The organism is Cellulomonas sp. KH9 (assembly GCF_900114185.1).
Taxonomy (GTDB): Bacteria; Actinomycetota; Actinomycetes; order Actinomycetales; family Cellulomonadaceae; genus Cellulomonas.
Genome location: NZ_FOSE01000003.1, coordinates 444,544 through 457,285 on the forward strand (window position 1 = coordinate 444,544; position 12,742 = coordinate 457,285).

Genomic DNA, 12,742 nt, shown 5'->3' on the forward strand with positions numbered 1-12,742 from the left:
CATTCACGAACCAGTATCCAGGTCCTGGAACGGGTGCCGGCAGCTCGGACCTGCGCCTCCTGCCCGACTACCTGGCAGCGACCCGGACGTGGTCGAGCGCGGACTGGTCCCGAGCCGGCGAACTGCCCTCCCGAGCGCGTCACCCGTGACCAGCCCGGTCGCGGGTGAAACGGCCCCGCGATCCGGCGAAGTCCCTTCAGCACGTCATCCCCCCGGTCGATGGCGTCGGGGGATGGCGGAGGGAGCCGACGTGACGGTGGCGCAGGAGACGGCGTTGTCCGAGCGGTTCCTCACCGCGTGGAAGCGCGTCGAGCGTCACCTCACCGACGAGCGCGCCAGCCGCCGGGGTGAGGCAGACATGAGTGCCGTGCTGCGGCGTGCGGAGCAGGCCCGCCGGGTGACCCCGAGCGTCTCGGAGTTCCTGCAGGCGTGCCGCAAGGCGCGCAACGCGTACGCGCACATCGTCTTCGACGGGTACGAGGGACCCGTCACCCTGCCCCCGCGCCCTGTCGTGGAACGGCTCGAGCGCATCGCCGCCGGCCTCGCGTCGCCCGGGCGTGCCGTCACTGTCGCACCCCGGGCCGTCACGTGCACGGTCGGTACACCCGCGTCGCGGGCCCTGGACGTCATGGCGCTGAACGACCTCTCGCAGCTGCCGTTCCGCGACCCCGACGGGACGTGGGCACTGTTCACACGGGCCCACGTGAGTCGGCTCGTGCACGGCCGGTGCACGGAGGGCGGCCTGGTCCTCCTGGACCTCTCCGCGACCGTGGGCGACGTGGTCGCCTCCGTGGGGTCGACCCCTGTCACAGTCCTGCCCTGGTCGTCGACAGCACCGGAGGCGCTCGAGGCCCTCGAGGCGGCACTGCTCCTGCCGGACGACGAGCCCGGCGGGTACCCGGCTGTCCTGTTCCACGACGAGGCGTCGGACCGCACCGCGATCGTGACGGCCGACGACCTGCCCGGCCTGTACGACCTGCTGGGACGGTGAGCATGAGCCACGCGGAAGGCACTGGGCACCCGTCGTCGGCCCTCCCGGGGGCGACGACGTCGCCGGGGCGGTCGGGCGCCGTGCTCGACCTGCACGAGCAGGTGGTGGTGGCTGTCGAGCAGTCCATCCAGGACGTCCGGTCCGCTGACGCGGGCCGTGCCCACATCCACGAGGTCGTCGGGCAGGCGGGCATCGGCCGGACGACCCTGCTGGCACGGCTGCGCGACCGGCTGGCCGCGCCGACGGGGCAGGGCATCTCGCCGTCCGCCGTCGTCGTCACGCTCTCCGCCGCCGGCGAGACGGGAAGCCCGGACGTCGCCGCGATGATGCTCCTCGGCCAGGTCCAGCACGAGGTCGCGCGATGGTCGGCGGCACGCCGGTACGAGGAGGTGGTCGCACGGGCGTGGGACGACGTCCGCTCCTCGCTGCCGGACACCGCGATCCACCTGGTGGCGCTGGCTGTGCCCGGGTTGGAGGCGGTGCTGACCCTCAAGGACCTGTACGACAGGGCCCAGGAGGTCCGGCAGCACCAGCGCAACCTGGTGGAGATGCGCCGCGCGTACGCCGAGCGTGACGCGGCCGCAGGCCCTGACACCACCGAGCAGACCGTGGAGCACCTGCGCGACCTCGCAGCGGACGCCCGCCGTGCCGGCGTGCCGGCACCCGTCCTCGTTGTCCTGCTGGACGACGCGCACCTCGCGCGGCCGGACTTCAGCGTCTGGCTCACGAACCTGACGTCCGTGGTGGTCTCGAGCGACGCCAGGAGCTCGGTCGTCGTCGTCAGCACGGCGCGCAGCCCGCAGCACGTCCCCCTGGTCCCGCACCAGCGCGGTCCCGTGCCTCCTTCGGGCGGCGCGCACGACGGCCTCCTCGACCTCCTGCGGGCGTCCGACGCGCTGGACGGCGTCATGGAGGTGCGGCGATGGGGCGATCGGGCGGACGCGCCGCACGCCGTCGCCGCCGACGCCCTCGCCGGCTGCGGCGCGGACGAGGCACGAGCCCTGCTGCGTGCGCACCTGGAACGCGCGACGGGGGATACGGCGTCGGCACGGAGCCTCGCCGACGCCTACGTCGACGCCCGTCCCCCGGGGCCCGAGGGGGTCGCGCCCGGGCTCGTCGTCGACCACGCGCGGCTGATCGCACGCAAGGTCCAGCTGGGGCCGGTCGAGCAGGAGTGGCTCGCGGCGCTCCCCGACTCGGCGCATGCGGCGGTGCTCGCCACCGCCCACGACCTGCTCGCGTCCGACACCCCGACCGGGACGTCCGCCGCGGTGGTCCTCGCGCTGCTCGCCACGGCGGGAGGGCAGACGCTGCGGACGGTGCTCACTGACGCGGCCGAGACCTGCAGCGCGCGCGGCGTCGCGGAGGCGATCGAGCGGCTCGTGCACGACGGGCTGCTCGTAGAGGTCCCCTTCCCTATCGGGGAGGACCCGGCTGTCGCGCTCGTGTCGGCGGCGGTCGGCGAGACGGCACGCGCCCACCTGCGGAACGCGGCACTCCTCGACGACGACGCGCTGCGGCGGGCGCACGCCGCCGCCCTCGGGCGGCAGCTGCACGCCGTGCTGCCGACGATCCACGACACCGTCGACGGGGCGGCCGTCCCCGCGCTGCTGGACGGGCTACGCGGCCTGGGGATCCCCCGGGGCGTCGACGCCGACGAGCTCCGGCGCGCGGGCGTCGCCGAGCTGCCCCGAGCGGTCCTGCTGGCCGCGGCCACCGGAGGTGCGCACGAGCGGCTCACCGTCCTCGGGCGCGTGCCCGGCGACGCACGTGACGGCGCGTGGTGCCTGCTCGTCGCCGGACTGGTCCGCGCGGCGCGACGTCGGGACGTGACCCCCACGGACCTGCGTCCCTTCGAGCGGGCCGTGATGCACGCCGCGGAGAGCACCACGACGGCGGGTCACGCGTCGTACGCCGTCGCGCTCGTCTGCCGGGACGTCATGGCCGACGGCGACGGACCGGACGCGGGCGGCGCGACGGCGCTCCTGCACGAGCTGGCGCTCCTGCACCGCCGCGCGGCGCACGTGCTGCTGGGCGTCCGGTCCGACCCCGGCATGCGACGCCACGGTGCGACGCTGCTCGGGGCGCACATCGACGAGTCGGGCGACGTCCTCGACGATGAACGCTGCGACCTCGCCCGCTTCTACCTGGAGCACGACGAGCCGGCCGCGGCCCGCGCCGTGCTCCTGCCCGTGCTCCGGTCGAGCGACCACGCCGCGATCCTGCTGGCGGAGTGTCTCCGCGCGGACGAGACCGACGACGCGGCGAACGAGGTCCCTGGGCTGCGTCCACGACTGCTCGAGCTCGCCGGGGCCCACGCCCGGGCAGCCGTTGCCCTGTGGCAGCTGGAACCGGCCGCGGGCGCCGAGCACCTCGAGCGGCTGCGGCCCCACCTGCTCGAGGACGTCGCGGCCACCGAGGCGTTCCTCGAGTTGCTGCCGCAGGACCCGGCACGCGAGGACCGCGAGGCCGCGATCCGTGCGTGCCACCGGCACGCACGGCACCTGCCCCCGCAGCGGCTCGCCGTCGCGCTCGCGGGCCTCGCCCGGACGGTCAAGGACCGGCAGGCCGCGCGGGTCCACCTGGAGTCGGCCATCGACGAGCCGGTCGTCGCTGCCACGCTGCTGGCGACCGACGACGGCCGGGACCCGGCGCTGCAGGCGCGGGTCTGTGCGGTGCTGGAGCGGGCCGCCGAGGGCACGGACCGTCAAAGCCGGGCCGACGCCGCCGCCGCCTTCGCGATCCTGTCCGACGACGGGGTGCGTGAGCGGCCTGGGGTCATCGACGCACTCGACGCGTTGACCCAGCGTCGGGGCACGGGCCGCGGCCAGGGCGCTGGCTCGCCCGATAGGCGACGGGTCGAGCGGTGGGCGGCCGACCTCGCCCGCTCCCGGGGCAACCCCTCGGCGGTCCGGGTCCATGTCTCGGCCGTGCTCGACCGGATGCGCGCGGCGTTCCCGGAGGGCTCCCCGCTTCCTGCCGGCGACGCGGGCCACGGCTACCGCGAGCTCCTCGTCGATGTCGTCGAGATGCTCCGGCGCGAGATCCACGAGGCGAGGACCGCCCTCGACGACGTCACGACCGTTCCCGAGCAGAGCCTGGACCTGTGCACCCTGACGGTGCCGGTGCGGGGCTGGGTCCGCCGGCTCGCCGGGGACGACAGTGCCGAGGACCGTCTGGCCCGTGAGGTCCGCGGCCTCGGGCAGGCGGTGCTCGCGGCGGCCGCGGAGGACCACCCGGCAGCAGCCGTCCACCGGTTGCGCCCGTCGCGGGGGCCGAGGCGGGACGGCCAGGGGCTGGCGCCGGACGACCTGCGCGCGCTGTATGCCGCGCACAGCCACGAGCCGGCGGTCCTGGCGGCGCTCGTCCGGCACGCCGTGCGCATCGACTGGATGACCGACGACGGGGGGAGCCTGTACTGGCGGCGCCTCTGCGAGGCGGCGGGTACGCACCCCACCGCGGCACGGCACCTGCTGGACACCCTGCGGCACATGCGCCGGGACGGAGACGTGCTCGACGACGAGCGTGTCGCGGCCGGCGTCGAGGCCGCGTCCACGGCAGCGGCCGTGGACCACGAGATCGCTGTCGCGGCATTCGAGGCCGCCACGAGCTACCGGCTCCCGACGGTCGACCACACCTTCGCGCTCCTGCTGGAGCACGCACCGTTCTCCGCGCGCGCCGCCCGGGTGTGCTTCCGGCACCTGCAGCACCACGCTGCCGGCGGTGACATGACGGCAGGCCGTCCCCCGATGCTGACCCCCGGCGCGCACGCGCTGCTGCAGGCGGCGGCGAGGACCGCACCCGACGTGGCCCGGGGCTACGTCGAGTGGCTGACGAGGGAGGGGGTGGAACCGTCCGACGACGACATGCAGGTCGTGCGACGGCTGTCGGCGCGACTCCCGGTCGCCGCAGGGGCTCTCTGGGCCCGCGCCACCGACCCCGCCGACGCCTTCACAGCCCTGTCGAGGATGGCGCGTCACGCGCGCGGCTGCGCGCGCGGTTCCGGGCGGCGCGACCACGTGGTGAGCACCGTGGCGAGGTACGGGATGCCTGCCGCCCTCGAGCTGACCGCGACCGGTGCCGACGCGGCGGACGTGACGGCGTCCTGGATAGCCTCGGCACGGAGAGACCGGCGCATCGCGCACTGGCTGCTCGGCCGGCTGGACGCGGGCGGCCGGTCGCGCGAGCTCATGACGGCCGGTGCCGGGGCCGACCTGGTGGCGGCCGTCGGCGCCGCACTGGACCACCCTGTCGAGGCGGCCCGGCACCTGCCGATGCTCCGTGCCCTCGCACGGCACGCGGGCCCGACGGTCGCACGTCCGGTCACCTGGACCCTCGCGCCGGGCGTCCGACGGGTCGTCGCGGCGGGCCTGCGGCCCCAGGTCGGCTCCGTCGAGCGCGAGCTGCTTCACCTGTGGGTGGATGGCGTCGCGGCGCGACCGGAGGAACCGGCGCAGCACGTCGAGCTCGCGCTGGGGGCCGCCGCCCTGCTGCGGCCGGATCTCTCCCGCCCCCTCGGGGACGAGGATGTGCACTGGGCGAGGGCCGTGGCTGCTCTCGCTCCACGCAGTGCCGCACCGGCGGAGGTGGAGGACCTCGTCGCCACGGCGCGGGTGCTGCTACGCAGGGGCGACACAGGTGCCGAGGTCGACGTCGAGAGGCTCGTCGCACTCCTGGCGGTCTCGTCGTCGACCGAGGCGTGGGCCACGTGGGAGCCCTTCGCGGAGCGGGTGCTGGGTGACCCCCGGACCCGGCGCGCACTGGCCGACGCGGCCCGAGGCGCGGCGGCCACGCACTCGCTGCTCGCCGCGCTCGTCGCGCTCGTGGACGGGGAGGACCCCTCCCGGCGTGCCGCCGACGTCCTGCGCCGGCTGCGCCACGAGGCCGGGTACCGGACCGCCGACTCCGCGACCGGCGCCATGCTGGCCCTCGCTACCGTGCACCTCAGCCTGACCCGCGCACAACGGGACCGTGCGACGACCTACCTGGCGGGCTGCACCCGTCCGGGCATCCGGCTCGCCGCTGCCCTGCTGGGACCGCTGAAGGACCGTACCGCCGCCCTGCGCCCCGTCGTCGAGGCCTTCGTCACGGAGGTCGCCCTCCCGGGTGCCCGGGTCACGGTCGCGGAGCTATTGCTGCTCGCGGACTCCGCCCAGGAGGCGGAGCACGCCCTTGAGCTCGCCTGGATCCTCGAGAAGTACCTCCTCGCGCACCCCGCCGTGGCCGGCGCCGACCGGCTGCGGCTGCGCCTGGTGAGGCTCGCGTCCCGGGCTCACAGTCCCCTGAGGTCGGGGTACGTGCAGCCGGTGCTCGACCGCAGCCGGGACGACGTCGACCTGGCGCTCGAGCTGGTCGCGGCCGACCGGCTGCAGGAGGTGCTCACCGACGGCGAGCGCGCTGCCGTGACCGAGACGCTCCTGGCGCACGCAGGCGACCGGCTGGACGTCGTGCAGGCCCTGGTCGGCAGGGCCGACCCCAGGAGTCCGGACCCCCGGCTCGTCGCCGCGCTGCCGGGCCTGCTCGCCGCTGCCCCGACCGACGTCGACGCGGCGCTGTGCGCCCTCGCTCTCGGTCAGCACGGCGGGGCCCCCCGGACGGCGCTGCGTGAGGCGTTCCGGTGCCTGACGGGCCCTGCCCTGCGGGACCCCGGGTTGGTGGTCCGGGTGGCCGAACGGACCGTCACGCGTCGCGCCCAGGCCGCTGCCACCGAGTGGCTGGTGCGGATGGCCGTCGGGAGCCGTGCCCTGCCGTCGGCGCAGGCGGCGGTCGCCGAGTCGCGTCGCGCACTCGCCCAGCGTCGTGGCCGGTCGACGACCCACGCGCTCGTGGCGCTCGCGACGACGCCCGTCGCGAGGCGTGAGGCCGCGCGGCACCTGCAGTGGACGGTCGCGGGGCGGCGGATGGACGAGCGCGACGCGGTCGCCGTCCTCGCCGTCGACCGGGAGGACCCGACCGCCCGGCAGCGCGCGGTCGACCTGCTGCGACGGACCACGGACGTCGGCGCCGCCGAGGAGCACGCCCGGCTGCTCGCGGTCCTGCACCCCGCCGCGCTCGTGGGTGTGGCGGCGCTGCAGCCGGTCGCCGGGCGCTCCCTCGTCGGCCTCGTCCGGGAGCTCGCGGGTCGGTGCGCCGACGACGACCTGTGCACGGCGGAGATGCTCGACGCCCTGGTGGTGATCGGCGGCGACCCGCGCCCGCGGATGAGCAGGCGTGCGCTGGTCCGCTACCTCACGCACGGACTCACCGAGGCGCGGCGGTGGCTCGCCCGCGGCTCGGAGGCCTGCCCGGTGCCGGCCGCGACGGCGGCACGCCTGCTCTCGGCCCGCAGCGGGGACCCGCGCGAGGAGCTCGCGCTCGCACGTGCCCTGGCGGGGGTGATGGCCGGGGGCAACCTGCGCCGACGGTCGGCAGCCTGGGACGGCTGGGACCTCCTGTCCGAGGAGGCGCGGGCGTCGGTACCGCTCGGCAGGCTCCGTCGGCCGACTGCGGCGCAGCCGGTGGTCGTGCGGACCTCGGGCACGGCGTTCGTCGTGCGCGACTCCACCGACCCGGTGCTCGTCTGGCCCACAGCGGCGCGGACCGGCAGGCGGGACGCAACCGGGCGCCCGCGGTCCGCAGCGACGGTCCGTCCGGCCGCACCTTCCGCACCGGCCGTGACCCGCCGGCAGGTGCGGGAAGTGCAGCGCCGCGCGTCCACCACGCCAGGTGGCACGGCGGCCGCCCGGTCGTCCTGGGGTGGGGACTCCGCTGTCCCCACGCGGTCCGCACCACCCGTCAACAGGTCGCGCGCCAGCGGAGTGTCGGGCTGGGCGCCGGTTCGGGCGTGGCGGGACCTGCCGACGGCGGCGCAGTGGGTCGTCACCTCGCTCCTGGGGATCTGCGCGGCAGGCGCGGCGCTCCTCACGCTCCAGCGGCCCGGGGCTGTCGTGCTGTCCCTCGTCGGCCTGGGGGTGGCACTGGGGCCGGGGGTCGCAGGGGCGCGCGGCTGGTGGCGGCAGGGCGTCCGCGGAGCGGCCGCCCTCCTCGTGCTGGTCGGCACGGTCGCGTCCAGCAGCCCAGACCCCGAGGTCGCGACGCTGTCGGTCCGACTCGGGACGGCGGTGGTCGTGGCGGCCTGGCTCGCAGCCGAGATCGCGGTCTGGGCCCACCGGCAGGTCGGCGCGCCGTACGGCGTACCGGCTCTCGGGCACGGCTGGCCGACGCCCTCACCGCGCCGACACGGGGTGGCGCTGCGACCCACCGGTGCCTTCACCTGGGCCGCGCGTGGCGTCCTCGCAGCGGGCTGGCTGCTGGGTGTCGGCGCGTGTGTCCTGGTGCACCTCGACGGGGTCGACGCGGTAACCGAGCCGCTGGTCTACCGGGGGTTGGTCGCCCTGGCGTCCGGACCTGACGTGGTCGCCGCGCTCAGCGGCTTCCTGACGTACGCGACGCTGCCGGGTGTCGTCGTGGCCCTCGGTCTGCCCGCGGTCCTGCTGCAGCTGCTGAGCTTCGTCCACCACCCTGCGTCGTGGCCCGGTCACCGGGATCTCGTCGTCCTCGCGGGGGTGGTCGCGGCCCTGCCCGTCGTGCCCTTCGTCGTGCTCGCCGCCGTCTGGGTGCTCAACGTGCTGGTGGCGATCCTGGTGGTGGTGCTCGGCGTCGTGGTCGTGGGAGTCCTGCTCTGCCTCGCGCTCGGCGAGCGAGACTGATGAGGCGCGCAGCGGCGCCCGGCTGGCCGCGGGGTCACCGCTCGGCCAGGGAGATGCGACTCACGTCAACGACCGGTCCCCGGGTGCCGATGTCCGTACCGTGCCCTCACCCGCGTCGCCCCGACCCTCGACCCCGGTCCCGCTGAGGACGAAGGTCGGGCTGGGCGGCCTGGTCCTCGTGGCTCTCCTGGGTGCCACCAGCGGCATCAGCGGGGTCGTCGCCTTCGCCGGCCTCTACCTCGCGGTCACGGGCGCGTGGGCGATGCGGCGTGGCCGGTCCTGGCTCGGACGCCACAGCCGCGGGGCGGCCAAGGCGGTGCTCGCCGGCGGGCTCGTCCTCACCGTGGCCGGCGGGGCGATCGCGTCGCCCCCGGCGTCGCAGGTCGAGACGGCGGAGGCACCCGCCGCCGACGTAGCGACGCCGGATCCCGTGCGGACCCCCACCTCGGGCCCCACCCCCACGCCACCGACCCTCGAGCAGCAGGCCGCCTCGCTGCCCGCCCCCGAGCTCGCTCCCGAGGTCGACGTCGTCGCGGCCCAGCAGTCCGCGGCCCCGCGGACGGCCCTCGCCGTCGTCGCCCTGCTCGAGGTCAAGGGGCGGGCGCCGAAGACCGGGTACGACCGCGACCTGTTCGGCAGCGGGTGGGTCGACACCGACCGCAACGGCTGCGACACCCGCAACGACATGCTCGCCCGCGACCTGGAGAGCGAGACCTTCAAGCCCGGCACCCGCGACTGCGTGGTGCTCACCGGGACGCTCGCGGACCCCTACAGCGGCCGGGAGATCGCGTTCGCCCGCGGCCAGGAGACGAGCAACGCCGTCCAGATCGACCACGTCGTCGCGCTGTCCGACGCGTGGCAGAAGGGCGCCCAGGGCTGGGACGAGCCCACGCGCGTCGCCTTCGCCAACGACCCGCTCAACCTCTTGGCCGTCGACGGGCCGCTCAACATGCAGAAGGGCGACGGGGACACCGCCACCTGGCTGCCGCCGCACAAGCCCTACCGCTGCGCGTACGTGGCCCGCCAGGTCGGCGTGAAGCACACCTACGGCCTGTGGGTCACCGAGGCCGAGCGCAACGCCATGGTGAGCGTCCTGTCCGCCTGCCCCGACGAGCCGCTGCCCGCCGGCGCGAAGGAGGCGCCCGTGCCAGTGGCGCCGGAACCACCGCCTGCCCCCGCCGCCGCCCCTCCCGCTCCCGCCGCCCCCGCGCCGGCCCCGGCTCCAGCGGCCCCGGCACCCGCGGCCCCGGCTCCCGCTCCTGCTGAGCTCGGCCCAGCCGCGGTCCACTACAAGAACTGCGACGCGGCCCGCGCCGCCGGGGCGGCGCCGGTGCTCGAGGGTCAGCCCGGCTACGGCACCCACCTCGACCGGGACAAGGACGGCGTCGGCTGCGAGAAGTGACCCGAAAGGGTTGGCCTGGACGTCGTGAGCGCTGGCACGCTGCCTGACCACGGACTCCGGGAATCGAAAGATGCTGGACCAGGCCAACTTCTCCCCGGTGCTCAACGAGGACCGTGCGAGTACTGGATCCCGGCCGAGCGGCTCGAGGAGCTCAACGACGACGTCGTCGGCGCCACCGAGGTCGTCCACACCTTCCGCTCACGGGTCCTCCGGCGGCCGGCCGCGGTCGCCTGCGTCACACCCACCCTTGACGTCACCCGAACGGCTCCTTACGTTGTCACCCATCTGCCGCGTCTAACGTTAAAAACGACGGGGCGGGAGGAAGTGGGCTGCCTCGGCCCACGCGCCGGTCGCCGACGACCGGTGGGGCGCCGGGTGGCGCACGGTCATGTCGACCGGATCAAGGGCCCGCGGCGACGGTGCGGCAGGGCCCGGGGGAGGAAGCGACCATGAGGACGACCACACGAGGACCCGACGGGGCGCCCGGGACGAGGGCGGGCTCCGCCCACCGCCTGGCCGCGCGCTGGCTGGGGACGGCCGCCGCGGTGACGCTGGCGGCGGTGGGTGTCGCCGCGCCGGTCCAGGCCGCCGGCACGGACGGGACGTTCGACGTCGAGATCCGCGTGGAGGGACGCGGCGGCACGGTCACGGGCGCCGGCAGCTACGAGGCCGGTGAGACCGTCGACCTGACGGCCACGCCGGGCAGGGGCCACGTGTGGGGCGGGTGGACGTCGCCCGAGCTGGGGTGGATCGGAGCCCGCGTCGGCTCGTTCACCATGCCGGAGCAGGACGTCGTCCTGGAGACGTCGTTCCGCAAGGCGATCAAGCCGCTCAAGGACGTGTACCGCGACTACTTCGACGTCGGCAACATCTGGTCGCACGCGGGGACGTACGAGCAGGGGTCGCCGGCGTCCGAGACGATCGCCCGGCACTACAGCGTGATGACGGCCGAGAACGCCATGAAGCCGGACCAGCTGCTGCCGAACGACAACATCGACCCGGTGACGGGCGAGTTCACGTTCAACTTCGCGCAGGCCGACGCGTTCGTCGACGAGACGCTCGCGCGTGGCATGAAGGTGCACGGGCACGTGCTGGTGTGGCACGGGCAATCGCCGCCGCGCCTCAACAGCGGTGAGACGGGCGGCACGCGCCAGCAGGCCCGCGCCAACATGGAGCGGTACATCCAGGAGGTGCTCACACACTTCGACGGCCGCGCCGTCTCCTGGGACGTCGTCAACGAGGCGTTCGTCGACGGGCTCGCGGAGTTCGACCCGGCGACGCAGGACTGGCGCGACTTCCTGCGCGGCGGGCCCAACGGCGGGTTCTCCCGCTGGTACACCGCGTACGCCAACGGCGCGGACACCGCCGCGGGGGAGCACCCGGCGGACTTCCTCTACGACGCGTTCCTGTTCGCCCGCACCTACGACCCGGACATGCGGCTGGAGTACAACGACTTCAACGTCTTCCAGTCCGAGGGCAAGGCGCAGGCGATCATCGCGATGGCGACCGACCTCAACGCCCGCTACGCCGCCGAGCACCCCGAGGACCCGCGTCCGCTCGTCGAGGCCATCGGCATGCAGTCGCACAACTACATCAACCAGACCCCGGCGTTCGCGTGCTCGAGCCTCACGCGCCTGCCGCGGCTCGTGGACGACGCCGCCGCCGAGTGGCAGCCCGGGGCGTGCTCGGACGAGGCGTCCGTCGAGCGGTCGATCCAGCTCATCACCGAGGCCGGGTTCGAGGTCAGCATCAGCGAGCTCGACCTGCAGGTGTGGGAGGCGTGGAACGGCCAGCCCGAGGGTGACGACCGCGCCGCGTACCGCGACCTGAGCGACCCGACCGTCGCCGACCGCATCTCGCGCGAGGGCTTCACCTACTGGGTCGGCAAGATCGAGAACCGCGCCGAGCTGGAGCGGATCCAGGCGCAGCGGTTCGCCGAGTACTTCGCGGTCTACAAGACCTACGCGACGGACATCGACCGCGTGACGTTCTGGGGCCTGAACGACCAGCTGAGCTGGCGCTCGACCCACAACCCGCTGATCCTCAACAGCGACTTCTCCGAGAAGCTGGGAGCCGTCGCCGTGGCCGACCCGGAGCGGTGGCTCGGGATCCGCGGACACCTGTCCGACACCTCGAAGCTCCAGGAGGCGGTCGACCAGGCCGAGGCGCTCGACCTGCGCGGGCACACGTACACCGGCAAGAGCGTCGGCGCCGTGCGCAAGGCGCTCGGGCAGGCCACGCACGTCCTGGCCAAGGGCGGGCCGCAGGCCAAGGTCGACGAGGCGACCGCGGCGCTGCTCGACGCGATCGCCGCGCTCGAGCCGAACGGACCGAAGGGCCCCAAGCCGCCGAAGCCGCCGCACGGCCCGCACCGCTGAGTCGACGAGGCCCCCGCGGGTCGCCGGTGGCAGCCGGCGCGCCTGCGGGGGCCTCGCCGTCTCCACCCGCCCCGCCGCGCGGCGTCAGGCCGCCCCGACGCCCGGATCGTGACCCAACCGTGCTCTGCGCGACCGGCCGCTGGTCCCGCCCCCGTGGGCGCCGTGCGCGTACCCTGGGAAGGAGGCGCGGCTCCGGTCCCCGTGAGCCGCCGCCCCGACCGGACACCGCCAGGTGCACGGCGAGCCCCTCGGTCACCGCACGGCGACGTCGGCGAGCGATCCT

General features: G+C 75.2%; 4 protein-coding genes. All 4 read left to right on the forward strand.

Going from position 1 to position 12,742, the window contains the following annotated elements; all coding sequences use genetic code 11:
• The first annotated feature begins 250 nt into the window (after nucleotides 1–250).
• Nucleotides 251–991 (forward strand): hypothetical protein, encoded by a 741-nt coding sequence (locus BMZ16_RS11925; protein ID WP_143082820.1) that lies wholly within the window; start codon nucleotides 251–253, stop codon nucleotides 989–991.
• Between the two features lie 80 nt (nucleotides 992–1,071).
• Nucleotides 1,072–8,679, forward strand: a complete 7,608-nt coding sequence (locus BMZ16_RS11930; RefSeq protein WP_089800694.1) for a hypothetical protein — start codon at nucleotides 1,072–1,074, stop codon at nucleotides 8,677–8,679.
• A gap of 100 nt (nucleotides 8,680–8,779) precedes the next feature.
• The gene (locus BMZ16_RS11935) at nucleotides 8,780–10,081 is read left to right on the forward strand and encodes a GmrSD restriction endonuclease domain-containing protein (protein ID WP_255366594.1); all 1,302 of its coding nucleotides are present in this window, start codon (nucleotides 8,780–8,782) and stop codon (nucleotides 10,079–10,081) included.
• Nucleotides 10,082–10,530: 449 nt separating this feature from the next.
• On the forward strand, nucleotides 10,531–12,459 hold the full coding sequence (locus tag BMZ16_RS11945) for an endo-1,4-beta-xylanase (RefSeq protein ID WP_089800696.1): 1,929 nt from the start codon (nucleotides 10,531–10,533) through the stop codon (nucleotides 12,457–12,459).
• The last annotated feature ends 283 nt before the right edge of the window (nucleotides 12,460–12,742 follow it).